This window comes from Citrobacter sp. RHB35-C17, assembly GCF_013816795.1.
GTDB lineage: Bacteria > Pseudomonadota > Gammaproteobacteria > Enterobacterales > Enterobacteriaceae > Citrobacter_A > Citrobacter_A amalonaticus.
On sequence record NZ_CP057151.1, the window covers coordinates 39,978 to 63,651 of the forward strand.

Consider the following 23,674-nt stretch of genomic DNA (forward strand, 5'->3'; position numbering starts at 1 on the left):
ATTAACCCACGAGGCCACCTGTATGCCTAGACAACATCAGGATAGCCTCTTAGATGCCGCAAGGCAAGGAGAAGAAGGCCATGAAACTGCCACGAAGTACCCTGATCTGGTGTGTATTAATAGTGTGTCTCACACTGCTGATATTCACTTACCTGACCCGGAAATCGCTATGCGAAATACGGTACAGGGACACGAACAGGGAGGTGGCGGCTTTTATGGCTTACGAATCCGCTAAGTAGCTAACCCCGGCGGGGGGTAACCCCCGCCATTGAGGGGCTGATGATGTCTGACATGCCTGAAGCGCCTTTATGAAGGGATTGCCGGTTCGCTGGCAGTCCCTTTTTCCTCCTCTGGTGCGACCGCATGCATAAACAACCAGGAAGGAAGGTTCCCTTCGGGAACGGGGCAGGGCGGCAGCGCCTGTGGCGCGCCCGCTCTCTTCCCTCTTACGGTAACCCTTCTCTGTTCTCCGGTGCCGTAAATGGATATCGGTCATTTTTCTGATATGAGTCCCGGTATCGATATTCCTGTCCATTCTGCCATTACCGACAGAATTCCGGTTTCAGGATATCCGGGCGACTTCCCTGGCGGGAACCGGGGCTGTCATGCTCCGCACCGAGCCAGCTGCGCTGTCTCTGCCCGGCCCCTACGGGGCAGCGGGTTTCCATCCCAGGCTGTCGCAACTACCACACCCCGCTTGCTGCATCCGTAAACGGATGCGCCGCTTTCACCATGCCGGCGATAAATCTGCCGACACTCTGATGGCGCCACGCCGTTCCGCCGTGTCGGATGTGTTCATTCTCACTCCTTCCACTGGTGAGTCATCTCTCGTCCGTTCCCCCGGCGGAGGGCTGGTCGTAGCACCGTCGCGTCGTCATTCAAGGGGTGTAATGAACTCCGCCAAAACTTTTTGCCTGGGGCCGCAAAAACTTTTGTCTCCGCCCCTTTTCTTCCTCCTTACGCCGTTGCTCCTTTGCCCTTTGCCGCCAGGGAACTCACCGAGAGATGGATTAACCACCAGACAAGAGGAAAAGTAGAATGAACACACACAACTTCAACGTCAAAACCGCCACCAAAGAATCTTCCGAAAGATGGGAAATATCATGCCCGGAACCAATTGCAGCAAAGGTACTGACATTCCACGGACAAAATGCCAGCTATGCATTTAATGTCCTGGCTGATTTGAAAGCCTCCGGTGCTTCATATACGCGACGGAATATTATTGCAGATATGTTCCGCCGTTTAGGTGTTAATTAATCCGCCGAAGGAGAATAGTTATGACAGCTAAAAAAAAGACCCTGCGTACTGATTGCTTTGTGCGCAATATTCATTCCCGTAATCCATTTGATGTTATTCGCGCGGACGTAGTGCTGGCTCGTATGGAAAAGCAGGCTAATCGTGGGTGTGGTCTGTACTACGAGATTTATAATTCCAGACTGTTGAGTATGGCCATGCATTACCTGGCTGAATTGCCGTTAAAAGACCGCCCGGTATTCATCGGTGCGGCCGCGAAAAGGGGGTATATGCTGACAATGGCTGAAGAAGAACGTGCATATGAGGAGTGTGCCGACCTGATGAGTGAACTGGAAGAAGATTACTGAAATATGAAATAAACAGCCCTGCAAAAAAAGGGTGGAGATTAAAATGGAAGTTTTATTTTTTGATAATGATACTGTTTCAGTCGGTGATGTGTTCACATTATCATGGGGTTATGAATAAATTAATGTTACCTTTTACCAGGTAATATCCACTTATGGTAAAAAATGTCAGTGTCCGCGAAATTCGCGAGGACACTCAACTCACTGAGTCAATGGCATGATATAAAACACCTGCCATTGATAATTTTACAGGCGAATCCCTGAAGCGCCAGGTTAAAGATTGTCTGGACAATTTCACCATAAAAATAGAAGGTTTTGAAAACGCATATAAAACAGATCCAGAAAAACATCGTGCTTTTTCTTACTCTTTATTTCATCTCGGAGGGGATCTCGCTCACCATTCATCACATCAATAAATCAGGGTTTAAAAATGGAAAGAGAATTTAGCGCACTGGCCTCTTTGAAACGGAATATTAAATTCTGGTTCGAAGGTTGTAGGTGCAATAAAGAGCAGGTAATCAGAAATATCGACAGTTGGTTTGATTTCGCCTATGCACCAGGCGAACAACAAGCGGCAAAAGAGGAGATGATCGAAAAACTGAGAAATGAATAAATATTTTTGGAACTGGATGGAGTCAGATTGCGCGAACAATCTGACTCCGTTGACAACGATCACTATGAGGGTGTCCATATGTCAACGATGGAAATTGTAATTCTGGCAAGAAAAATTGTAAAGCATGAAACGGTTTTAATGCCCCGGTTGACTCCGTGGGAGCTGGGCGAATTGGGGTGGCGGTTAAACAATCCTGGTGAAGATCTGCTGTAGAAGGGAGCTTTATGACAAAGCGGGATTTTATAAATCTGGTCTACAGGGAAAAGCAATCCGGTGGTGTAAGATTTAACGTTGTTTTGGTTCAAAACGAGGGATTACTTTTCTGGACGAATGGCCACGGCGAAAGATGCCATCATGTTTTGTTTAAACTCAGGGCAAACCAGGATCAGGGAATGTTAAGGCATAAAGTTAAAAAATATCGGCGATGGTTAACACTATCAAATTAATCCACAAACCGCTCTATTGAGCGGTTTTTTTTGCTGATAACTATTCTGTATTTCCTGGCAATCACTCCGTGCCGGAGCCGTTCGCCAGCGCAGGTAAAATGAATACCATCATATTTCCTCTGGCATTAATATCTTCTCAGAACGATTTTCAGAAGGGTAATCCAGTCTTGGTTTTTTTCTCTGGAATGAGAGATAAATGTCATATGACGTCACTCATGCGCCGTGAGCTGCATATTTTTACGAGGTTGCCAGGGCGGAACCTGATATTTCATCAGGACACAAAGATTATCCAGTTTTCGCCGTCTCTTTTTATATACTTCATCACACCCCACGCAGAAATAAAATTTCTGCAAGATTGTTATTTTTCAATTGGTTACATGATTTGGCTATGATTTCTGTTTGTTTGTCGTGCAATTCGGGGAATCCAATTGGATTCTGTCTGTATTCGTAGCAGACTATTTATTACATTTCAATTAGTTAATATTGCTTTAAGCATTTATGGATTCGTATCAGACTCCAGAAATGTAGTGAAATATGCTACATATAGCCTTTATGCATCAATGAACGCAGCAATTTATAAAGCTGAAAAACAGGTTGTGTAGAGAGTGCGGATTAATTTATATTCAACGACTCTAATAGGATTCATACATAAGGACAACTAAATGCCAAAAATACAGAGCTATGTTTCTTCTACGGTATACAGAAAAATGAGCGACATTATAGATAATTTGCTCAAAGACGGGGCAGAACGTCACGAAGCAAACATATCGGCTTTGGCTGCTAAGTTGATAGACATGGGGATGATTCTCTATGAGCTACAGAATAAAGAGAGTGAGCCAGTTGCGAATGATGGTGAGCAAGATGGCGATAATGCAACTTTAGTGATAGAGACGCTTAAACGAGCCATGAAAGCTGAAATGTATTCAAGGTTAACCCTGCAACTCACTCTTGATGAAAACCTTAAAAACAAGGTTGGTAGCTATGACGACATAAAGCAAAGCATAGAAACACAGGTAGACTCGGCTGTAAATGGTGTCTGAGTCAGAGGGCATATCACTCTTTAAATTACGTTAACCTCCAGAAATGAAAACCCTGATGATGGTTGCATCAGCAGGGTTGAAAGAGATGGTTTGTGATGTTTATTATCCAACTGTACAACAAATGTTTACCTTTATTTAACTATCAATAGCACTACATTTTCCTTTGATTCCTCAAGCTGCGCTGAGCTGTCGCTTTAGTTTATTGCCTGTTCAAAAAAGATACAGCAAAATAGTGTCTGTAACTTAAGTTAAATATATATTATCTGTTCCTGGCCTTCCCTAACTTATTGATTTTGATCGGATTATCTGTCTGATATTTAATATCTTTCTGAATGTTCATTTTTTGTCTATTTTTCGACATAAAGATCTGGATTTTGCATGTGATACGATCTTATGTTTTGCTGATAACCGTTGAAAGTAGCTAATAATTCTGACTATTCCTATATTCATAGAAATAAATAACTGTTTTTGGTGTCAAAAGTAAACGTAAGATCTGCTAGTTGTGTTGATTATAGTGTTAAATGTTGGCATCATTTGTTTTGTACATCATTGGTTAACTCTTTCTTTAAATATTCTTCGGGGTCATCCGAGTTGAAAGAGCGCGTGAAAGGAAACATGATGAAATGGTATGTACTGGCTTTTACACCCACTCGTTTTAAATCAGTATTTTCCTTTCTGGACTACCTGAACGTTTCATGGTTTTGTCCAATGGAAACTGTTGACTATCGTAGGCCGGATAAAGTCATAGGTTACAGAAAGAAAGATCGCCCCCTCTTCCCTGGTTATCTTTTCATAAAAACAGATTTCGAATGTGTTCACCCTACTAATGTTACTGCGCATCAGTACATTATGCGGTTTATTTCATTCGGCGCTGAGCCTGTTCCTGTTCCTGATAAGATGATCATGGAGCTGATGGAACTGAAAAATGTATCGGAAGTATCAAGAGGTGTGAGATCTATTGATCATGATTTTGCAGCAATACTGTTAATGGACGAACCTCAGAAAAGGAGTATCGCCTTGCTTAACTATATTGCTGAGAAATTTCAGTGTTGCACTTCCTGATAATGAGGAGGAACTATGACGGCAAGAACCGTCGATAAGTCGAAAGGCACAAGTATCAGCATCAGAAGAAGTCTTTATGAAAAAGTGTTTTCTGTTGTTTCAGAGATAAATTTCAAATGTGGTATGTTTCTTGGGCGAGGTATTCAGCAGTCTGATATTTTTGAATGCCTCGCCCTTCGTTTTACCTCCAGATTAATGGGGCTGACTGAGCTTAATCTTAATCATCAGTTAAGAGACCGAAGTAATCCTGGTGTTCGTAAAACAACTGTTTATTTAAATGCTAAAACCTCTTTAGCCCTGGATAACCTTGTTTCTGCGATAAACGGAATATTAAACAAAAAAGATGTGTATGTAACAAAGGCTGATATTCTCGAACTTCTTATTATTCAGTGTCTGGATGATGTACTGAGCTATTTTTTCTCAATGGCTAATGATAGTAATAAATCGAGCGATAACAAAAACGCCTGAAAGTATGTACCCTGAACCCATTAAATTTATTCTCCGTTAAGCGCGGTTAAATTCCGCGCTTTCTTCTAAAAAACATGATTCTGGTGTGAATGGTCACATCAGAACAATGTTCTTTTATTAAGGGATAAATCAATGAAAGCAGAAGTTATCAATAACGAAGGTTTTTACATGGAATCTGATTCTCACTCTCAGGCTTCCAGACATTCATTTTTTGTTTTCTCCATTATCCTTGTGGTACTGGCGACAACATTATTCTTTGTAACAGGTAGTACGTGTAATGCGGAGGACTTGCTTAAATCTGGTGATCAGACAGTGACGGATACTGTAGGTAAGGATTCGTCGGTTATTCGCTGGATGCTGATTCTGGAAATCCTGGCTGCAATTCTTCTCTACGTCCTTACTCGTAACATTCGGGTGTTAGGCGGGATCATTGCTCTTTCCATCTTTATTAACATTGCTTACGTTATCGTGGGATAAAGGTGACTGAATGGAAAACGATAAAGATCATCTTAAGTATCGTTTTCCTAAGACCCTGGACGTCGAAACAAAAATCATCTTTTTCTCTATAGATGAATGTATTCTGGCGTTATCCCCACCGTTAATCGCATTTATATTTTTTAATGCCATAACCGTGGGGATGATTATAGGTGCTATCTTATATATATGGATTAAACATCTGAAAAAAGGCAAGGGCAGTCGCTGGCTTTATAGCTGGCTTTACTGGCACATGCCTGATTTTGTTTTTTCCTTTTATAAGGTTGTACCTCCATCCAGTCTTAGGAAGTGGCTATGAAATTGAAAGCATCGCCCAATGAATCAAAAGTATATGCCTGGATAATTTCAGGTCTGGTTTTCTTTCTTATGATTGCGTTATTTTCAATCGCGCAATTAGCTATTACTAACAGCAAAATTCTCAATAAAAAGGAGAAAATTATCATTCCTATGGCGTTCAATTCCCCGTTTATTATCTCTGAGGAGACAATGAGCGCCACGTATATCCAGCAGATTGCAACTTCCTTTCTCCCTATGCGGTTAAACGTTACGCCTGAGAATGTTGACCGTAACCATGAATTTTTACTTGGCTGGGTACAACCCGCAGCACGGCCAGAAATGAAAGTGCTGCTTGATAAGGAAGCCGAACAAATCAAGGCGAATGCCGTTTCATCCTCATTTACGCCATCCAGTTTCAGGGTATACCCCAAAGAACTGATCGTGGATATATCCGGCGAGCTTATAACCTGGATTGGAAGCAGTAGCCCAATAGCGGAACCGCGAGTGTACCGGCTTGAGCTTGATGCTGCCGATGGGGTGCTTTACCTCAAATCCTTTGCAGAGGTGAAAAAGAAAAAATGAATATGAGTAATAAAAACAGGTGGCGGCTGATTGCCGCCCTTCCGGTGCTGGTTTCGCTGGGGGGAACGGCAGCAGGTTTAAGCGGGAAAAGCGGGGATACATTTAATATTTCCCTTAGCCGTGAAAACCCTAATCTTATATCGGTAAAAGGGGACAAGATAACCGGCCTTACTAATCTGGGCGGAACATTACTGGATCAGGAAAAAATTGGTAATGGTGCGCTGACCCTGCTCGCCAGTGGTGAAAAGCCGTTTACCCTGGTACTGGAAACCAAAAGCGGTAACAGCTATCTGGTTAACGTGACGCCACGTAATGGTATGGGGGCATCTTATACCATTCACGGAACAGAGCCGGTAAGTCTGAAAAATGTAATTAAGTGGGAAAAACAGACCCCGTATGAGTCTTTAATTGTCGATATCAATTCTGCAATGGCTAACGGTAAAGAGCCACCTAATTACACCCTTATTAACACTAAACCCACGCAGGTGAGCTGGCCTGGTATTCCCGCAACGCTTGAGCGAACGGCGCTTTATAGCGGCGGGAATCTCAGCATCGAGCGCTACACAATCACTAACCCCCTTCATTATTCGCTGGCCTTACGTGAAAGCGATTTTGAAGGGGGAGGTGTGCGCAGCGTAATGTTCCTTCCTAAAGCCTCCAGCCTCGTTGCCGGTGGACGTATGGAGGCGATTATTGTTCGTGATGTGAGGAACGAGCCTTGAAAAATATCAATCTTGTCACGAAGCGGCGACAGAACGCCATTTTCCTGGGGGTTGCGCTGGCGCTGGGGGGGACGGCCTTAGCCGGGATGTTAGCTTACGACCACTTTAAAACGCCGAAAAAATCCGCGCCGGTTACACAACCTGCGCCGGATCTTACGGGTGTTGTGGATACAAACTTTACCGGCAAGGTACAGACCGCCGCCATTGAGGAAGCGCAAAAACTCAACAAAATGACCACTCAGCGGATGAATGAGATAAACAACCGTCTGGATGCTCTCAACCGTGAAAACGAAGATCTGAAAAAACAGCTTATTTCTGTCCAGCAGAACCGGGATCAGGAGCGTAATAAGGGAACCAGCGCTGACAGCCCTCCGGCACCTAACCTTCCGGCTTCTGCCCCTGATGTTCAGCCAGGTAATTACCGCCCTGATTCATATAATGTGCGACAGCCTGGCTATCAGAATCAGCCTGACGAACTGCGCATTGTCGATAACCGCAGCGCGGTATTAAGCAGGAAAACGTTTGATTATACGAAAGGCGAGGATGAGGATGCCCCCCGCTTCAAGTTTCCTTATGTGCCTTCCGGGAGTTTTTCTCCGTCGAAAATCATTGAAGGCGCCGACGCTAACGCCAGCGTGACCGGGCAGAATGACACCGCGCCGATGTTACTGCGGATTACCGGCCTTACTCAGTTACCCAATGATAAAACGCTGGATCTTACGGGGTGTTTTGTATCCCTAAAGGTTTATGGCGATGTCTCAAGTGAAAGGGGGGAGGTCAGAACCCGGAAAATCAGTTGCATCATTGACGGTGAGACAATTGATCAGGAAGTAAAAGGGCATGTGTCGTTCAGAGGGAAAAACGGCATCAAAGGGGAAGTCGTTATGCGCAACGGCGAGATCCTGGGCTGGGCGTGGGGAGCCGGGTTTGTTAACGGTTTAGGCGGTGGACTCCAGCAGATGGGGCAAACTCAGGTGGGAATGGGGGCAACGGCCACACCAGGCTTTGGTGATGTCTTTAAGAGCGGTATGGGCGGCGGCGCTTCCAAAGCGGCTAATACGCTCAGCGATTATTACATTAAGCGTGCCGAGCAGTATCACCCGATTATTCCCATTGGCGCGGGGAATGAGGTGGAGCTGGTTTTCAATGATGGATTCCAGCTCAAAACGCTTTCTGAACTGGCGAAAGAAGTTGCACAAAAAAGAGATCGCGGTGACGGCGGAAACCGTATAGGTGAAGCCGTAAACCAGACCGCTTATCAGACTCAGGCCGAAGCGAAGAATGCCACTGAGTTAGCGAAATACAAAATTGGTGACATGCTCACTCAGGAAGATTTTAAACGAGCCGCGTCCCAACTCCCTTCTGATAATTAAGGTATTACCATGAAACTGAAACCACTGTTTGCACTGGTGGGCGTGGCGCTGCTCGCCGGTTGTTCAGGAAGTAAATCAACGTTTGACTGTGATGTTACGGCCAGCGATGTTTGCATGACGATTAGCCAGGCAAATGAGCAAGCGAAGCTGAAAACACAGGAAAAGCAGAGCGGGGGTGCGAGGTCATTGCCAGAGGTGGCTAAACCATCCCCGAAGCTCATTTCACCTCCGAATATTTCCGGTACTAAAGTGATTACCCCGGCACCCGTAAAATCCGATCAGCGTGTTTCTGGTGTGGTTAAAACACCGCTGACCAGTCCTGTTTATTCTTCCCCTCTTAAACCAGCGGAAAAGCCCGTCAGGGCAGCAGAGCGAACCGGGAAGATTTGGGTCGCGCCGTGGATTGATTCAGACGGCGCTTATCATTCTGACAGCATGATTTCGATTGTTGTTCAGCCTGGAGAGTGGCACTAATGACTATCATTAACGCGACCATGAAAGCGGTAAAATCCCTGATTACGCCCAACGGGGCAAGAGCGGCCAATGATGCGCTGGCAGAGATGAGCTATCCGCAAGTGGCCAGTTTACTTCCTTACCGGTTGTACGATGAGGAGTTCGGGATATTCATCAACAAAAAAACGATTGGTTTTGTGCTGAAAGCTCCCCCGCTTATCGGGGGGAATGAGGCCATCGTTGACAGCCTTAATGACCTGATAAAAACGAAAATCCCGCGCAACAGTACACTGACGGTACACCTCAAATCGTCCCCCATCGTGGGGGATATTCTTGATTACGGGTTGCAGGATTTCAGCTGGACGGGGAAGGAAGCCGATAAGTTTAACCGTATCACAAGGGCGTATTACCAGAACGCCGCAGTAAAAGGCTTTAAAACCCCGTCAGGGTTGCCCGTTACGCTGAGAAACTATGAACTCTATTTCAGCTATACGGAACCCAAAAAAGGCGATCCTGAAGCAACAAAAATCAAGTTCAAGCACATTCAGGAGACAATCAGCGCTTCACTTAAAGGCGCTTATCTGCATGTTGAACCGGTGGATGGTGACGGGCTGTTAAACATGGTGCATAACCTCATCAACCATCGCCCCGGAGAAATATTTAAGGAGAAAATCAGCTATAACCCGCTGGAAGATATCAACTATCAGTGTGTTGAGCCTGGTATTGAATTTGATATTTACCCTGATGAGATTAAATACTCACTTCCTAATCCGGCCGGGGGACGTCAACGGTGCCGACTTACCAACTTTATGCTGGATAAGAATCCAGAAATGTTCAGGTTGTGGCAAAGCGGTGACAATATCAGCAACCTGTTAAACCCGGCTAATTCCATTCCTGATCCGTTTGTCATGACATTTATCATTGAAACGGAAGAACAGGCGGCAAAGCAGAACGAAGCAACGCGCAAGTTTCTCAATAAAGACAAGCTGGCCAACTCCACAATGGCCAAGATACTGCCGTCAATCCGGCAGGAGCGTGACGAGTGGGAAGATATTCGCTCCCGACTCCTTAGCGGAGAGAGCGCTCTTGTTAAATTTCACTACAGCATCACGCTCTTTACGGAAGATAACGATCACGCAATATTGACCGCCGAGCAGCGGCTAATCAATACCTACAAAAAAAACGGGATAGACCTTGTAAAACCAGAATTCAAGATGTTACGCAACTGGATGGGAATATTGCCGTTTATGGCCGGAGAAGGACTCTGGCAGGATCTGAAAATAGACGGAGCCTGTCGTCGTTCTGAAAGTATCCAGGCCGTTAACCTTATGCCGGTGGTTGCAGATAATCGCCTGTGCGAAAAAGGGCTGTTGGCGCCGAGTTACCGCAATCAAATCGCTTTTATTGATGTGTTTGGTGATGGTATGGGAAACACCAACTCAAATATGGCGGTCAGCGGTACATCCGGCGCAGGTAAAACCGGCCTTGTCCAGCCAGTTCTTCGTAGTGTGCTGGATAGCGGGGGGCTGGTGTGGGTGTTCGATATGGGGGATGGGTATAAGTCGTTCTGTGACAACATGGGCGGCACCTACATCGATGCTTCTCAGGTGTCATTTAACCCCTTTGCGAATGTGACCAATATTATTGAGAGCGGTGAGCGTATACGCGATCTCATGGGCGTGCTGGCCTCGCCTGATGGCAATCTGGATGAGGTACATGACGCACTTTTACTTTCAGCCGTTGAAAGTGCGTGGAATGAGAAGAAGAACGAGGCGCTTATTGATGATGTTGTCGCTGTTCTTGCCCAGGATGTTGAGCGTTATCGCCAGGAGGGAGCACATACACTCGCTTCCCGGCTGGATGAAATGATCGTCCTGCTGGGGAAATACTGTAGCGGTGGTCTGTACGGTGAGTATTTCAACAGTAAAAAGCCGTCTCTCTCAGATGAAGCCCGACTAATCGTGCTCGAAATGGGGAGTTTAGGGAAGCGGCCGGATCTTCTGGTGGCGGTGATGTTCTCATTAATTCTCTACATTGAGGATAAAATGTACCACTCGCCCCGGACGCTCAAAAAGGTATGCGCGATAGATGAAGGGTGGAAACTGCTTAACTTTCAGAATAAGAAGGTTGGCCAGTTCATCGAGACGGGTTACAGAACGGTTCGCCGTCACCGTGGCGCATTTATTACTATCAGCCAGAACATTAAGGACTTTGACAGTGTTGATGCATCGAGCGCCGCAAAAGCAGCCTGGGGGAACTCTGCGTTTAAGATTGTGGCTAAACAGGATGCCTCAGAATTTAAAGCCTATTGTGAGCGTAACCCGTCTCAGTTCAACGAGTATGAAAAAGCGATTATTGGCAGGTTTGGTGATGCTAAAGATCAGTGGTTCAGCTCATTTATGCTTCGAATAAATGATACCTGTTCCTTCCACCGGCTTTTCGTTGATCCACTTTCCCGCGCAATGTACAGCTCCAAAGGTGAAGATTTCCAGTTTATAGAGGAGAAACGTAAACAGGGCTGGCATATTCATGATTCCGTTTATGCCCTTGCTCACCGTAACTTCCCACAGGAAATGGCTGAACTGGAGGAATGGGCGAATCGCTTCGATCTGGCCGCATGACGCCATAAAGAGGACGTATGAGAGAGGCTTTCAAGTGCGTTCTGTATGTGCTCGCCATTATTTTTATATTTACTCTCGTATGTATGGCGGGCATATATTTTATTCGCTTTTTTATTGTTTTTATTATTCATATCTGAATAAACAGGAATGATATATGGAAAAGAAATCAAAGTTCTCCTTTATGAGCCTGAGTGACTGGCTGGCGGGGGTACAAATTATCATTTTTATCGGTGGCCTTTTTTTATTAGCGTGGATTGTTAAACAACAATCCAGTATTGATTATTTTGATATGCGCGGAACGGTTGATACTTTTACATTGCAGACAGCAGATAAAAATCTCAGCGATCAGGATAAACAGAAAATGATTGAGCGCTTTAATGATGCACTTGATCAGTCGTTAACTCAGTGGGCTGAGAGTACCGGTAAACCCATTTATGTAAAAGCCGCTGTAGTAAAAGGCGGGAACGATATAACGGCTGACATCCAGGCTGATATCGCACGGCGTATGAGGACTCAGTGATGAAAAGGCGGCGCACACTTTGCGCCTTTCTTATGCTTGTAGCGGCCACCGCCGCCACAGGCAAAGAGTTAGGCACATGGGGCGACCTGTACCCCATACATGAGCAAAGCATGTTAGATTTTATTCACGATCGGCTGACTCAGATGGAGCAAAGCGGCGAGCTGGGGAAGTTGCAGGAGGAAACTAAAAAACGTGTTATCGCCTCAACGCTGAGACCTAAACCCACGCCGAATATACGCACAGCCACCAAATCACATACTTTCACTTTTGACCCTTCTATTGTGGTGGAAAACGATATAGCCGACCACAAGGGACGGGTTTTCGCGCACAAAGGGCAGAGGGTTAACCCTGCTGATAATTTCCCGTTCCCCTATGAGATTTTCTTTGTGGACGGCGACAACGCGCGGCAAATGGCATGGGTGAAAAAACAAAACACCGGTGTTAAGCGAAAAATAGTGATGCTGGTAAATGGAAATATTAACGAGGCCGGTAAGGAGCTGGGCGAGGCGGTTTATTTTGATCAGAACAGCGCATTCACAAAGCGTTTTCATATTGAAGAGATCCCCGCGCGGGTGACGCTGGCGACGGGGGGAAGATTGCTTCGTGTGGATGTGTACGACCTGAGAGGGGAGACACCATGAGAAATAGCCTGTTTCTGTTGGTGCTGGCATGTCTGTTTTTCAATGCACCGAAAGCGGAGGCAAGCGCGGCAAATTGCCAGGGGCGTTTTGTTAACCCGATTACGGATGTGTGCTGGTCTTGTATGTTCCCGATGACAATGGGATCTATCCCCCTGGTGCAGGGAACGATGAGAGACACCCCGAACCCGGCCAGCCCTATACAGATTTGCCCTATGGGTATTTTTTATCGTGTCGGTCTGGCGATTGGATTCTGGGAACCGATGGCGCTTACTGATGTAACCCGATCACCATTTTGCATGGCCAGCATGGGCGGTTTTACTGTTGATGTCAGCGGCGCGCGTGGCGATGGTGTTGGCGATCAGGTCAATCATGAGGTGCCGGAAGTTTTCTATCATGTTCACTGGTACAAATACCCGGTTCTTTTCTGGCTGAATATTCTTACTTCGGTGGGATGTATGCAAACAGGAGATATGGATATTGGTTATCTTTCAGAACTTGATCCGACCTGGAATGATGATGTGTTAGCCGCCTGGCTTACGCCTGAACAATCGCTTTTTGGTAATGTCCTTGCGCAGATGGCCTGTGCCGCTGATGCGGTGGCGAGTACCGTTTACCCGCTTGAACCACTTTTCTGGTGCGCCGGTGCGCATGGGTCTATTTATCCCCTTACCGGTAGTAATAACAACCAGTACACGCCGTTACAAATGACCGCGCTGATGAGTGAGAGAATGCTGTTTAAACTCCACCGGCAGGGGATGGTGTGGAACTCGATCGGCGCTGATGTGGCCGTATGTCATCAATATCCTTCGCCTATCGTGCCTAAAACGCGCTGGCGTTACCAACAGACGATAATGATCCCTGATGTGATTAAAGGCCATCCTTTCGGGGCTTCCACGATTACCTGGGAAATGGGGCATATCACCCCCGCTGATACATACAGTTACGGTCTGCTACTCTGGCGAAAGCGAAATTGCGTCTATCTGTAATTCGCTGACCACAATGTAAATAAATTCTGTTCATTTTTTCAGTCAGTTATCTATCTATCCCTAAACTGAGGTCTCTATGAAAAGAGCAACGATTGCGCTTTTTGCGTGGTTTTTTGCCGTGGCCGCTGCACTGGCTAATGCACCTCTCAGCGATGAGGATGCGGCTTATCTTTCCTCACTGCCAGACCAGTTAAGCCAGCAAGCTACAACGGCGGTTGACCCCCTACAGGGGGTTAAGATTAACGATGCCATGACGCAGGAAAACGCCGATTTTATCCGTCAGACGCAGCAGCGTGTTGAAGAATACAAAAAACAGGAAACACCGGCGTTCCTGAAGGAATTGCAGAAGCGGCAACCGTTCCCGCAGGGAATGGAGCCGGACGCGGAATTTATGCAAAAACTGACTGACCGCCAGCGTCAGGCTATGGAGCAGATCGAACAACGCGGGAAAGGTAAACAGCAGCCGCAGAGTGAGGCGTATTACTTCCTTTCTTTCTCCATCCCGGACGAACCCATTAAGCGCATGATCTCCCAGGCCAGCCACTACAAAATCCCGGCCACGGTGAGAGGTCTGATTGAGAACAACATGGAAAAGACCACCGCGAAAATGTTTGAGCTGGTTAAGGATAACAATCAGGGGGGCGTGGCGATCGATCCAGAACCGTTTAAGCGTTTCCATATTGACGCTGTTCCCGCGCTGGTTGTTCAGTGTGGTCAGAAATTCGATGTGGTTTACGGTGATATCAGTCTGAACGGGCTGTTACGTGAAGTGAAAGAGGGCGGCGATTGCTCAGATGTCGCCAGGCGTATTCTGAGAGGCGCGGATAAAGATGAATAAAATACGATATCTACCCCTTTTTCTGGTTTCCGCAGCGCTCTCAGCAAGTGCCAGCGACAGTGACAATTTTACTTCTGGCGTTGAATTTGCGAAGGGTAACAAAGGCACAGTAGAGGGGCAATTCAATAAAGCCGGTAACAACATTAATGACTTTGTGCCAGAGGCAGACGCTAATGGCGCACAAAAGAAATACGGCGAATATTATGGCGGGGTGGACAGTTCCGGCAGCGATATGAATGCGCCCGGACTGGAGCAGTTTAATACCACGCAATGGGGGCTTGCGATACAGGAACATAAACGTAATGCACCGAATATGCCTGGTGTGAGACCGGATGATGATTTTTTAAATAATGGCAAAGATGCTATTAATAATGCTGAAAAAACCTTCGACCCCCAATTATGTAAGGATGTCAGCTACGATAAAGTCACCACAATTAAACATGAATGTGAACGCGATTTAAGCGTAATGACAACGTGTGTGGTATCGAAAATCATTAAATGGTCAGGTGGCCAGGGGGTAGTTAAACCACTGACATTAAGTTCCAGAGAGAACCGTACTGCGTCGGGTGACTTACTTCCGATAACAGGTTCGTCGGGGAACTATACGATGACCTATCGTTGGGTAATGGCGAAAGACGGCTACCTTAGCGGTGGTAAAGTCACTTATGGTGGACACGAGACGTACTGGCAAGGGATTACACTTAGTTTTTCTGGATGGGTGAACATACCCTCTACGTTTGTAAAAGCCGGGCAGGAAATAACACTCACCGCTAATGCAAAAGGCTGGGGGATTTTGCCTCATAACTACCTGGATTACACCACCCGTACTTATCCTCACGGTGAATTTGTCGATATAACGTATAACTTCCAGGAACAAACGGTGAAAGGTGAAATTCAGGAAGTCAATTCATGTGATCAGGGAAAATAAAATATGCTCAGAATACTATTTCTGTTTGTCATGGCTATTTGTTTTCAGGTAAATGCCGCAGATTTAGGGACTCCGGTCAAGAGAGAATGTATAGAACCAGGGGGAACGAAAACAGAAACCTATCAGGGTGTGACCCAGACTTTCACTGCCAGCTGCTGGAAAGAGGTGCTCTATTACGAAATCCAGAAAGAAAATAACGGAACATGTAAGGCGTATATAAACGATAAATCCTGTACGCGGATCAGTTCTCAATGTAATGACCTGATCAATGGTATTTGTTACTCACAAAAAGAAGTTTATCAGTGTCAGAGTAAATCCACCGGTAATGGCCAGATTTGTGGCGGGGAGCTTTTTTGTAAGGACGGAACCTGCATGGAAACGAAAGAGGATAAAAACAACCGTTTCGCAGAAGCTGTTTCCGCACTGGCGGCGCTGGCCGCAGCGGGTGAGGATGCAAAAGGCGATTCAATGAATGTGCGGGTTTTTACCGGCAAACCGCAGTCATGCCGCAAAGCTATGGCCGGTTTTAAAAATTGCTGCCAGTCAGGTGGCTGGGGCGAGGATATCGGTCTCGCGCACTGTAGCGATGAAGAGAAAGCGTTAGGTAAGGCAAGGGAGAAGGGAATAACGGTCAAGGTCGGTACATATTGCGGGACAGAGGTATTAGGTGCCTGTGTGCAGCAGAAAACCGGCTATTGCGTCTTTGAGTCCAAACTCTCAAAAATTGTGCAGGAGCAGGGGCGAAAAGGTCAGCTGGGGATTAGCTTTGGTAGCGGTAAAAGCCCGGACTGCCGGGGAATAACTGTGGATGAGCTGGGGAAACTGCACTTTGATAACATGGACTGGTCGTCCTTTTTTGACGATCTGGCCAGACAATCCAACGTTCCCCAGGATCAGCAACTGTTAGATCGCGTCAACAACAGCATGGCGGGATTCAAAAACACCGCCGATCCGAACATCAATACTAACCCGACCACACCGATTAAATAACCCCGGGACTTACCATGCAGACCGTGAAAAAAGTGTTACTGGTGGCTCTGATGGCCATCAGCGTGACGGGGTACGCGCAAAACGAACCCCGGCCGGAAAAGGAGCAGGAAAGAGGGTGGCACTGGTATGAAGTGAAGCCGCCAGAAGAACCCGAACACGAACCAGAACCGACGCCGCCCCCGGAAAAAGTATGGCGCGAAGAAAACGCAACCGAGTTCAGAAAGACGTTTCAGAAAGCCTATGAAAAGGCACTGGATAAAGCCCTGATGTTTCCGACAGCGGAGAACTTTGCCGAGTACAAACGTTTGCAGGATTTCATTGTGAATAAATCAACGCGATTTGCACAGAGCAGCCGTGAGGCATATCTCCGGTTCCCGGAACTGGACTATAACCTGCAATACAGCAACGCTAACGCCACCGCGCCTATTTACTACAAAGAGCAGCGTCGCAAAGAGCAGGAAGCGATAACAGAACTCACCAGAACGAACGGGCTGTTTTTCTTCTACCAGGGGAAAAACCCCATTGATGTGGGGATGGCCTACGTCGTTAAGGCGTTTGCCGAAAACTACAAACTCAAGGTGCTGATGATTTCAGTGGATGGCGAGATCCCCTCTGATTTACCTGAATCACTCACCGATACGGGACAGGCCGCGAATATGAATGTCCATCATTTCCCGGCGCTTTTCCTTGTTAATCCGAAAGAGAAAAGCTATCGCCCCGTTTCTTACGGATTCCGGGCGCAGGATGCGCTGGCCGCGCAATTCCGTTTAATCGCGACAGACTTCGAACCTGATTTCTAAAAGGCACCCAACTGATGAAACTGAAAACTCTGAGCGCCCTTACGGGCGCTCTATTGTGCTTTGCCACAGCCATGCAATCCGTTTCCGCGTCAGTCAATTCCTCTGTCATTGATGAGGTGCGCGAGCTGGAGAAACTCAAAATGAAACCGGCACCTGCCGAAACTGCCGCGAAAAAAGCACTCTTACCGCTCAGTAATGGCCAGCAGATTGACCCCGCTGAATGGAATGTCGTGCTGTTTATGGCGAGTGATTGCAGTTACTGCAAACGCTTTGATCCGGTGCTCAAAAAAGTGAGCGAAAACACAGGGGTAAATATCTTTGCTTATACCCTCAATAATGAACCCGACAGCACGTTCCCCAATGCGTTACCGGCTCCACCAACGGTTGTGGCGGCGTTTTTTGCGCAGGGATTACCCATTGCCACACCCACAACGTTCCTGGTGAATGTGAAAACGATGGATACCTTTCCTTTATTGCAGGGGGACGCCACACAGCAGCAAATAACGGACAGGCTCGATACCGTATTTATTGAAGCGCTAAAGCGCATTCAGTCTGATTAATTACATTTATATGAGGCCGGATTATGCCTGATAAAACGCAGCGTTCGGGGGCTGACAGTAAGCTGCTGTTAAGACTCATTTCAATTGAAAGCAAACTGCTTGAATTGTACGCGGAATCACGATGGGGATGCATAACAGCGTACAGACTTAATAAAACTATATATGAACTTAATGACGTAGCCTGGGATGTCGGCTGGGAATACTCTGGCAGATTCTCCAGTCTGTCTGATGCCTGTACCGATGTACTCTCGTCAATTAAAACACTGTCTGAAAAAATCACGCCGGGGGAGTGGAACGATGCAGTAGGGCGTGGCGAATATGATCGCTGCGGGTACGAACGGACTGTAGAAAAAAAGATGAGAGAGTGGGAAATAAAAGCAAAGGATGAAAAGAGAATTTTTCTGAATAGTATTCCATTCAGAAAAATTTGCGGTGATCCGAATGGTTCTGATGGATATGTCTATATTCAGGAAATGCTGAGTCGGGATACTAATTTTTGTGTCAAAGAAATGTATAACGATGAAGAAATAATCGCCGTATTAAGTAATGAAGGTTATGCGATCGCGGTTGCACGTTACGCTGCTTCGCATGATGGCGGTTCTGGCAACGTCTGTATCATTTCGTCACCCTTGCCTGTCACCCATCACTCTTTTGATGACTGGTTTATGAATTAACTCTTCAGCTCTGACTTACCTCCTAATTATTAAGGACTTTTACCGTGAACAAATATGATTACGTGTATGGCATGTGCGCGTTGCGGCGTGCCGCATTTTTCTCCCTTGTTACCGCTCCGGCACTGGCGCTTTTTGTCTGTTTCGTCATGCTGTCATTTAATAACTCCATTGCCGGAAGTTTCCTTTCCGAGGCACGAAAGCTGGTCGCGGGTGCCCCGGAGGGGAAGGTTAATATCTCCGCCTTTTGTCAGCAAACGTATCTTCCAGATACCCCGCAGCACGACACGTCTGATGAGCCGGTGAAGTCAATAAAGCCCGCACCGCCTGTTTTAAAGCCTGAACCGGTTATCTGCAAAAAAGAAATTATATGGGGGGACGCTGAGCACTGGAGAAAGGATACAGATCGGATTATCCGCAATGCGTATCTGTTTTCTGTCTTTATGGGGCTGGGCGTCTGGCTGTTTCTGAACGGTTTCCCCCGTATATCCCTTCCGCGTGGCTTTTTCTGGAGAAAGAAAAAATGAAAAAAACAGCATTAATGGCCGCAACCGCAATTTTTATTTTTACCGGTACAGTGCCGGAAAGTCGTGCTGACCTTAATAACGAGCTGGGCGGCTTTTTTAACAGTATGGGGGCGGCAGGCAGTAACGTAACGTCACCGCAAGCCTGGCAGGGGCAGGCCGCGACCTATATGACCGGTGGCGGGATTTATGTACGTAATCCTAATAAAACCATCCAGCTCGCTTCCGTGACGCTTCCCAGCCTTAACGCCGGATGTGGCGGCATCGATGCGTTTTTAGGTTCCTTCTCGTTTATCAGTAAAGATGAGTTTGTCGCCTTTGCAAAAAACATCGTCAGCTCCGCACCTGGTCTGTTCTTCGATCTGGGGCTTAAGACGGTAACGCCTATGCTGGCATCGGCTAAAGACTACTTACAGAAACTGGCTTCAGATATTAACAGTATGAATATGAGCAGTTGCCAGAGCGCGAGAGGGATTATCGGCGGCTTATGGCCAGCGACGCAGGAAACAAAAGATGATCTCTGTAAAACCATCGGCACAGGCGACGGCAATATGTTTACTGACTGGGCGGCTGCGCGTCAGGGGTGTGGCGTGGGGAATCAGGCCAGCAAAGCGGAAAGCAAAGTAAAGGATAAGGCCGAATATAAAGACCTTATTTTAACAAGCAAAAATGTGGTGTGGGATTTGCTGAGCAGTAACGCGCTTTTTGCTGATGATCGCGAGTTAAAAGAAATGGCGATCACACTCACCGGCACGGTGATTTTTGATGCGCAATCGCACCCGTTACCCATTCCCTCCCGCGCCGGTGATACCAAACTGGTAAAAGCCATCATGGACGGCGGCAGCGCGGAGATCTACCGTTGCAGTGATACAGACAAGTGTCTGACCATGCGAGCGCAGAGCGTCACTATCGCCGCTCAGAATGGCCTTAACCGGCGCGTTGTGCAGCTCATGAGTGATATCGCGGCTAAAGCCCGGAGCGATGAGCAGGGGCTGAATGACAAAGAGAAAGCGTTTATTAACTCAACCAATATCCCGGTACTGAGTTACATCATTGACCCGCTGGCAGTCGGAATGAATGAAAGCGTGGCCATGCGCATGAGCGGTTACATTGCTCACGATATGCTTATCAAATATATGCGTGAAATTATCGACAATACCCGCGCCGCGATTGCCAATAAGCCGCTCAATGAGGCCGCGCTCAAGGTTATTAATGACAATATCAGTATTGCCTATGAACGCCTCACTCAGTTGCAAAACGATATTCAGATCCAGCAGAGCACATTGCAAAGCGTAATGAATGATATGTCCTACATGCGCCAGCAGCTCTCCAGTTCGATGCTGAGTACATTCCAGAGCAATTACCGTTTTGAGGATGGCCAATGATTGAATTATATGTTTACAGCGCCGGTGGCTGGATGGTTCAGACACTAAACGGTATCGCGGCATTCTGTAGCAGCCCCACGTTTAAGACCTTAATTCGCTGGGGGCTGATGCTTTCCGTGCTTGTCTCCGTTTATATCTGGACAAAAAAGCGTGACCTTCAGTTATTAATCAATTTTTTTCTGATCTTCATGTTTATTCCCACGATTCTGGTAGGCGTTAAAAAAAGCGTACAGGTTATCGATGTAAGCAATATCACGGAGGTTAAAAAGATTGATAACGTACCGCTGGGGCTTGCCGCCCCGATCGGCTTACTCTCCAGTATGGGATATGCGATTGCGCGGGGATATGAAATCATCGTGGCGCAGCCAGCCGACGCGCTGCAATTCTCAAAAACAGGGCTGATGTTTGGTTCTAAAATCGTGTCAAAGAGCACCAGTTTTGACCTGATGAACCCTGCTGGTATCAGCATGTTTAACGACTACGTGAAAAGTTGTGTGGTACTGGATATTTATCTTTCCCATAAATATTCCCTACAGCAGCTGATGAACTCGACCGAACCTTATGATCTCATCTTTGCGAATCCAAGCCCGTTACGCGGGATTTTCGTCGATGGCGCTTTTCAGACATGCCAGGTCGCAGCGAGAAACCTGCAAACCATGCTTGTGAGTGAAACAAATGTTAATGGCACCACGTTTACTCACTATGCGCGTAAGTTATTTCCGAATCGTGCTGATGCCGCGCCGTTGCTGGGGCAGATGATGGGGGACAGTTACAGCTACTTTATGCAGTCAGGACGCACGGCCAGTGAAATCATGCGTCAGAACGTCACCATGAACGCGCTGAGAAATGGCCTTATTTCATACGGCTCAGCCAATAACGCCACTGCGGGAATGGTAAGCCTTGCCGGAGATATGGCAGCACAACGCCAGATGATTCAGAACTCCACCGGCGCAATGATTGCCACACAATATTTGCCCCTTCTGCATACCATATTTTTTGCCATTCTTATTGGCATTTTCCCGTTTATGGTGGTGATGGCCAGCATTAACACGCTTTCTATGAGAGTGGTGAGAATGTACATCATGGCGTTAGGTAGTCTGCAACTGTGGCCAATTGCGTTTGCAATCTGCAACGGTGCGATGGTGTGGTTTTTGAAAGCAGATTCCCCGACCGGGATCACGCTTTCAAATATGTCTCAGCTGCAACAGCAACACGCAATGGCCGGGTCGATGGCCGGATGGCTGATGACGTCGATCCCCGTTATCTGCTGGGGAGTGATGAGCGGCATTGGCGGGATTATGTCTACTGCTGCGAGTACCTTTGTTGCATCGGATACCGGCGCGGCCGCGCAGAGTGCCGGACGCGTGGCCGAGGGCAATTACGCGTTTAACAATATGCAGATGGAAAACGTTCAGGGTAATAAGTGGGATACGAACCGCAGCTATGCCGCCGGAGCAAATACGCAACAGCTGGAGAATGGCGCGATGGTCACACAGACAGCGGGGGGCGCGATGGTTGCCAATACCGCCCCGGCGATGTCGAATCTTGCCACTAATATCAACTTTGCGAAGATGCAGCAGTCTATGGCGCAGCAGCAGTACCGGCAAAGCGAGAGCGAAACGCAAACCCGACTGGAGGGCTGGCGTAGTGACTCTGCTCAGACGTTCCAGCAATTGCAGTCATTTGCGCATCGTCATGGTGACAACTTCAGCCGTGGTATTGACAGCAGGGAGGGAAGCAACAGCCAGGTAAGCGAAGGAACGCAAAAAATGATGGATGCCGTGCAAAGTTACGCCAGGTCGCATGGTGTCAGTGAGGCGGTTGCATTTAGTGAGCTGGAAAAGAGATCAAAAGAGGGGTATGCGGAAACCAGCGCCGGTGGGTCGATTGGCGCAAACTTTGGTTTTGCTAAAGCGGAGGCATCTGGACGAGCTGGGATGAAAGGTTCAACCGGTTCAGATGCAACCACGTCCCAAACAGGTAACGCTGATGAATCAACCCGCGAGAGTAATGATGCTCGTCTTTCTCAGTCGTTCAGTGAGGGCTGGAGCATGGTTAAAAGTGCTTCTTACGATAAATCTGCTTCTCAGGTTGAATCTGATGGTATGGATCAGCTTAAACAGGTTCAGCAATCAATGCAGCAGACGGACAGCCACTATCAGGATTACAACCATTCTAAAGCTCATACCGAGGAGCTTAGCCGTATGGCCAGCATGAGCGACAGCGAAAGCGCAACGGTCAGCAGTAACCTCAGTCAGGAGTTTGTTAGCTGGATGCAGGGGCGAAATCCGGCAGAGGCTCAGCAGCTTCTCACCAATACTGATTCAGCAGAGAATCGTGAACAACTTGCTCAGTATGCGAATGAGTTTGTTTCTGAACGTGTGAAAGGACGTATGGAACAACACAATCAGACCGCGCTTGCAGGGGGAGAAACTGGATTCCAGGCTAATCCACAGTACGTATCAGGGCAATCAACCCAGGAGCAAACCCAGCCAGTAACCTCATCAGGAGCAAGGAGAGAAAGCGGAGGGCTGGTTAATCCACTGCATGTTTCAGGGCAATCAGCGCAGGAACAAAACCATCCTGTAACCCTGTCCAGTGAGAACCAGCCTTATAGCCAGCCAACACAGGCTGTTCACTCTGGCTCAGCAGTGGAATCTCCGCAGAGTGGTGCATCGAGACCAGCAGAAGCACCGCAGCCATTTAACAGCGCTAAGCAGTTTGAGGACGCGCGAAATGCTATGCAGAATGAAAGTAACACATTCAGGCAGGATGTGGTTGCACAGCAGCAGCAAAACCAGTCAACGATTGATCAGAGCGGAGCTAATCAAGACTCACAAAAAGAGTTAATAGAGGCGCAAAGAAACGAACTTAAAAATGACGTTAGTAGTAAATCCGAAAAGGTAGGCGAAGATATTAGGAAAGCTCAGGAGCATCAAAAGTTATCAAATACTTTTGATTTTGATAATCCAGCAGACATGGAAAGAAAAGCTAATGAGTTATTGCCTCCTGAGAAAAAATAAATAATTTAAACCTGGACAATGTGTATATGAATGATAAACTAAAACAAACAGAGGAGGGT

The 23,674-nt window shown here is 47.0% G+C and carries 26 protein-coding genes and 2 pseudogenes; all 28 read left to right on the forward strand.

What is annotated here, in order from left to right:
• Window positions 1-22 precede the first annotated feature (22 nt).
• A pseudogene (locus HVZ37_RS23195) lies at window positions 23-172 on the forward strand (DUF5431 family protein); the annotation flags it as partial.
• Window positions 120-239 (forward strand): type I toxin-antitoxin system Hok family toxin, encoded by a 120-nt coding sequence (locus HVZ37_RS22730; protein WP_223156217.1) that lies wholly within the window; start codon window positions 120-122, stop codon window positions 237-239. The pseudogene HVZ37_RS23195 and the gene HVZ37_RS22730, both read left to right, overlap by 53 nt.
• 799 nt (window positions 240-1,038) lie before the next feature.
• The gene (locus HVZ37_RS22735; RefSeq protein WP_181628568.1) at window positions 1,039-1,257 is read left to right on the forward strand and encodes a hypothetical protein; all 219 of its coding nucleotides are present in this window, start codon (window positions 1,039-1,041) and stop codon (window positions 1,255-1,257) included.
• A gap of 20 nt (window positions 1,258-1,277) precedes the next feature.
• Entirely contained in the window at window positions 1,278-1,601 is a 324-nt protein-coding gene (locus HVZ37_RS22740; RefSeq protein WP_181628557.1) for a hypothetical protein, read from the forward strand.
• Between the two features lie 118 nt (window positions 1,602-1,719).
• A pseudogene (locus HVZ37_RS23200) lies at window positions 1,720-2,014 on the forward strand (hypothetical protein).
• A 14-nt stretch (window positions 2,015-2,028) separates the two neighbouring features.
• On the forward strand, window positions 2,029-2,211 hold the full coding sequence (locus HVZ37_RS22745; protein ID WP_181628558.1) for a hypothetical protein: 183 nt from the start codon (window positions 2,029-2,031) through the stop codon (window positions 2,209-2,211).
• A gap of 1,108 nt (window positions 2,212-3,319) precedes the next feature.
• Window positions 3,320-3,697: a relaxosome protein TraM gene (locus HVZ37_RS22750; protein ID WP_181628559.1), complete on the forward strand. Its 378-nt coding sequence runs from the start codon at window positions 3,320-3,322 to the stop codon at window positions 3,695-3,697.
• Window positions 3,698-4,312: 615 nt separating this feature from the next.
• Window positions 4,313-4,759 (forward strand): transcription termination/antitermination NusG family protein, encoded by a 447-nt coding sequence (locus HVZ37_RS22755; protein ID WP_248316300.1) that lies wholly within the window; start codon window positions 4,313-4,315, stop codon window positions 4,757-4,759.
• A gap of 15 nt (window positions 4,760-4,774) precedes the next feature.
• On the forward strand, window positions 4,775-5,227 hold the full coding sequence (locus HVZ37_RS22760) for a hypothetical protein (RefSeq protein WP_104869203.1): 453 nt from the start codon (window positions 4,775-4,777) through the stop codon (window positions 5,225-5,227).
• Window positions 5,228-5,359: 132 nt separating this feature from the next.
• Window positions 5,360-5,704 carry a type IV conjugative transfer system pilin TraA gene (locus HVZ37_RS22765; RefSeq protein ID WP_104869204.1) on the forward strand — a complete coding sequence of 115 codons (345 nt, stop codon included), beginning with the start codon at window positions 5,360-5,362 and terminating at the stop codon, window positions 5,702-5,704.
• A 10-nt stretch (window positions 5,705-5,714) separates the two neighbouring features.
• Window positions 5,715-6,020, forward strand: coding sequence for a type IV conjugative transfer system protein TraL (traL, locus tag HVZ37_RS22770; protein WP_104869205.1), 306 nt, complete (start codon window positions 5,715-5,717; stop codon window positions 6,018-6,020).
• Window positions 6,017-6,580: a type IV conjugative transfer system protein TraE gene (gene traE / locus HVZ37_RS22775; protein ID WP_181628504.1), complete on the forward strand. Its 564-nt coding sequence runs from the start codon at window positions 6,017-6,019 to the stop codon at window positions 6,578-6,580. Before traL ends, traE begins: the two co-directional genes overlap by 4 nt.
• Before the next feature lie 2 nt (window positions 6,581-6,582).
• Window positions 6,583-7,302 carry a type-F conjugative transfer system secretin TraK gene (locus HVZ37_RS22780; protein WP_158661224.1) on the forward strand — a complete coding sequence of 240 codons (720 nt, stop codon included), beginning with the start codon at window positions 6,583-6,585 and terminating at the stop codon, window positions 7,300-7,302.
• The gene (locus tag HVZ37_RS22785; RefSeq protein WP_181628505.1) at window positions 7,299-8,675 is read left to right on the forward strand and encodes a TrbI/VirB10 family protein; all 1,377 of its coding nucleotides are present in this window, start codon (window positions 7,299-7,301) and stop codon (window positions 8,673-8,675) included. The genes HVZ37_RS22780 and HVZ37_RS22785 overlap by 4 nt, the downstream gene beginning before the upstream one ends.
• 9 nt (window positions 8,676-8,684) lie before the next feature.
• Window positions 8,685-9,149, forward strand: coding sequence for a type IV conjugative transfer system lipoprotein TraV (gene traV, locus HVZ37_RS22790; protein WP_181628506.1), 465 nt, complete (start codon window positions 8,685-8,687; stop codon window positions 9,147-9,149).
• Window positions 9,149-11,749, forward strand: coding sequence for a type IV secretion system protein TraC (traC, locus tag HVZ37_RS22795; protein ID WP_104869168.1), 2,601 nt, complete (start codon window positions 9,149-9,151; stop codon window positions 11,747-11,749). The genes traV and traC overlap by 1 nt, the downstream gene beginning before the upstream one ends.
• Window positions 11,750-11,903: 154 nt before the next feature.
• Window positions 11,904-12,269 carry a TrbI F-type domain-containing protein gene (locus HVZ37_RS22800; RefSeq protein WP_233897739.1) on the forward strand — a complete coding sequence of 122 codons (366 nt, stop codon included), beginning with the start codon at window positions 11,904-11,906 and terminating at the stop codon, window positions 12,267-12,269.
• A 32-nt stretch (window positions 12,270-12,301) separates the two neighbouring features.
• Window positions 12,302-12,910 carry a type-F conjugative transfer system protein TraW gene (gene traW, locus HVZ37_RS22805; protein WP_233897740.1) on the forward strand — a complete coding sequence of 203 codons (609 nt, stop codon included), beginning with the start codon at window positions 12,302-12,304 and terminating at the stop codon, window positions 12,908-12,910.
• Window positions 12,907-13,896 (forward strand): conjugal transfer pilus assembly protein TraU, encoded by a 990-nt coding sequence (traU, locus tag HVZ37_RS22810; RefSeq protein ID WP_104869170.1) that lies wholly within the window; start codon window positions 12,907-12,909, stop codon window positions 13,894-13,896. The genes traW and traU overlap by 4 nt, the downstream gene beginning before the upstream one ends.
• A gap of 76 nt (window positions 13,897-13,972) precedes the next feature.
• On the forward strand, window positions 13,973-14,734 hold the full coding sequence (gene trbC / locus HVZ37_RS22815; protein ID WP_181628507.1) for a type-F conjugative transfer system pilin assembly protein TrbC: 762 nt from the start codon (window positions 13,973-13,975) through the stop codon (window positions 14,732-14,734).
• Window positions 14,727-15,662: a hypothetical protein gene (locus HVZ37_RS22820; protein WP_181628508.1), complete on the forward strand. Its 936-nt coding sequence runs from the start codon at window positions 14,727-14,729 to the stop codon at window positions 15,660-15,662. Before trbC ends, HVZ37_RS22820 begins: the two co-directional genes overlap by 8 nt.
• Window positions 15,663-15,692: 30 nt before the next feature.
• Window positions 15,693-16,652 carry a conjugal transfer protein TraN gene (locus tag HVZ37_RS22825; protein ID WP_249418395.1) on the forward strand — a complete coding sequence of 320 codons (960 nt, stop codon included), beginning with the start codon at window positions 15,693-15,695 and terminating at the stop codon, window positions 16,650-16,652.
• A gap of 14 nt (window positions 16,653-16,666) precedes the next feature.
• Window positions 16,667-17,452 carry a type-F conjugative transfer system pilin assembly protein TraF gene (gene traF / locus HVZ37_RS22830; protein WP_181628510.1) on the forward strand — a complete coding sequence of 262 codons (786 nt, stop codon included), beginning with the start codon at window positions 16,667-16,669 and terminating at the stop codon, window positions 17,450-17,452.
• A gap of 14 nt (window positions 17,453-17,466) precedes the next feature.
• Complete coding sequence (trbB, locus tag HVZ37_RS22835; RefSeq protein ID WP_104869175.1) at window positions 17,467-18,012, forward strand: type-F conjugative transfer system pilin assembly thiol-disulfide isomerase TrbB; 546 nt, start codon at window positions 17,467-17,469, stop codon at window positions 18,010-18,012.
• A 23-nt stretch (window positions 18,013-18,035) separates the two neighbouring features.
• Window positions 18,036-18,686, forward strand: a complete 651-nt coding sequence (locus HVZ37_RS22840) for a hypothetical protein (RefSeq protein WP_181628511.1) — start codon at window positions 18,036-18,038, stop codon at window positions 18,684-18,686.
• A 44-nt stretch (window positions 18,687-18,730) separates the two neighbouring features.
• Window positions 18,731-19,210: a hypothetical protein gene (locus HVZ37_RS22845; RefSeq protein WP_181628512.1), complete on the forward strand. Its 480-nt coding sequence runs from the start codon at window positions 18,731-18,733 to the stop codon at window positions 19,208-19,210.
• Window positions 19,207-20,592 carry a conjugal transfer protein TraH gene (locus tag HVZ37_RS22850; protein ID WP_104869177.1) on the forward strand — a complete coding sequence of 462 codons (1,386 nt, stop codon included), beginning with the start codon at window positions 19,207-19,209 and terminating at the stop codon, window positions 20,590-20,592. Before HVZ37_RS22845 ends, HVZ37_RS22850 begins: the two co-directional genes overlap by 4 nt.
• The gene (gene traG / locus HVZ37_RS22855) at window positions 20,589-23,615 is read left to right on the forward strand and encodes a conjugal transfer mating-pair stabilization protein TraG (protein ID WP_181628513.1); all 3,027 of its coding nucleotides are present in this window, start codon (window positions 20,589-20,591) and stop codon (window positions 23,613-23,615) included. The genes HVZ37_RS22850 and traG overlap by 4 nt, the downstream gene beginning before the upstream one ends.
• Window positions 23,616-23,674: the final 59 nt, after the last annotated feature.

What these genes read in the sequence shown, in the direction of transcription:
- HVZ37_RS22735 (WP_181628568.1), top strand. Translation starts at nt 1,039, where the DNA reads ATGAACACACACAACTTCAACGTCAAAACCGCCACCAAAGAATCTTCC.
- HVZ37_RS22740 (WP_181628557.1), top strand. Translation starts at nt 1,278, where the DNA reads ATGACAGCTAAAAAAAAGACCCTGCGTACTGATTGCTTTGTGCGCAAT.
- HVZ37_RS22745 (WP_181628558.1), top strand. Translation starts at nt 2,029, where the DNA reads ATGGAAAGAGAATTTAGCGCACTGGCCTCTTTGAAACGGAATATTAAA.
- HVZ37_RS22750 (WP_181628559.1), top strand. Translation starts at nt 3,320, where the DNA reads ATGCCAAAAATACAGAGCTATGTTTCTTCTACGGTATACAGAAAAATG.
- HVZ37_RS22755 (WP_248316300.1), top strand. Translation starts at nt 4,313, where the DNA reads ATGATGAAATGGTATGTACTGGCTTTTACACCCACTCGTTTTAAATCA.
- HVZ37_RS22760 (WP_104869203.1), top strand. Translation starts at nt 4,775, where the DNA reads ATGACGGCAAGAACCGTCGATAAGTCGAAAGGCACAAGTATCAGCATC.
- HVZ37_RS22765 (WP_104869204.1), top strand. Translation starts at nt 5,360, where the DNA reads ATGAAAGCAGAAGTTATCAATAACGAAGGTTTTTACATGGAATCTGAT.
- traL (WP_104869205.1), top strand. Translation starts at nt 5,715, where the DNA reads ATGGAAAACGATAAAGATCATCTTAAGTATCGTTTTCCTAAGACCCTG.
- traE (WP_181628504.1), top strand. Translation starts at nt 6,017, where the DNA reads ATGAAATTGAAAGCATCGCCCAATGAATCAAAAGTATATGCCTGGATA.
- HVZ37_RS22780 (WP_158661224.1), top strand. Translation starts at nt 6,583, where the DNA reads ATGAGTAATAAAAACAGGTGGCGGCTGATTGCCGCCCTTCCGGTGCTG.
- traV (WP_181628506.1), top strand. Translation starts at nt 8,685, where the DNA reads ATGAAACTGAAACCACTGTTTGCACTGGTGGGCGTGGCGCTGCTCGCC.
- traC (WP_104869168.1), top strand. Translation starts at nt 9,149, where the DNA reads ATGACTATCATTAACGCGACCATGAAAGCGGTAAAATCCCTGATTACG.
- HVZ37_RS22800 (WP_233897739.1), top strand. Translation starts at nt 11,904, where the DNA reads ATGGAAAAGAAATCAAAGTTCTCCTTTATGAGCCTGAGTGACTGGCTG.
- traW (WP_233897740.1), top strand. Translation starts at nt 12,302, where the DNA reads ATGCTTGTAGCGGCCACCGCCGCCACAGGCAAAGAGTTAGGCACATGG.
- traU (WP_104869170.1), top strand. Translation starts at nt 12,907, where the DNA reads ATGAGAAATAGCCTGTTTCTGTTGGTGCTGGCATGTCTGTTTTTCAAT.
- trbC (WP_181628507.1), top strand. Translation starts at nt 13,973, where the DNA reads ATGAAAAGAGCAACGATTGCGCTTTTTGCGTGGTTTTTTGCCGTGGCC.
- HVZ37_RS22820 (WP_181628508.1), top strand. Translation starts at nt 14,727, where the DNA reads ATGAATAAAATACGATATCTACCCCTTTTTCTGGTTTCCGCAGCGCTC.
- HVZ37_RS22825 (WP_249418395.1), top strand. Translation starts at nt 15,693, where the DNA reads ATGGCTATTTGTTTTCAGGTAAATGCCGCAGATTTAGGGACTCCGGTC.
- traF (WP_181628510.1), top strand. Translation starts at nt 16,667, where the DNA reads ATGCAGACCGTGAAAAAAGTGTTACTGGTGGCTCTGATGGCCATCAGC.
- trbB (WP_104869175.1), top strand. Translation starts at nt 17,467, where the DNA reads ATGAAACTGAAAACTCTGAGCGCCCTTACGGGCGCTCTATTGTGCTTT.
- HVZ37_RS22840 (WP_181628511.1), top strand. Translation starts at nt 18,036, where the DNA reads ATGCCTGATAAAACGCAGCGTTCGGGGGCTGACAGTAAGCTGCTGTTA.
- HVZ37_RS22850 (WP_104869177.1), top strand. Translation starts at nt 19,207, where the DNA reads ATGAAAAAAACAGCATTAATGGCCGCAACCGCAATTTTTATTTTTACC.
- traG (WP_181628513.1), top strand. Translation starts at nt 20,589, where the DNA reads ATGATTGAATTATATGTTTACAGCGCCGGTGGCTGGATGGTTCAGACA.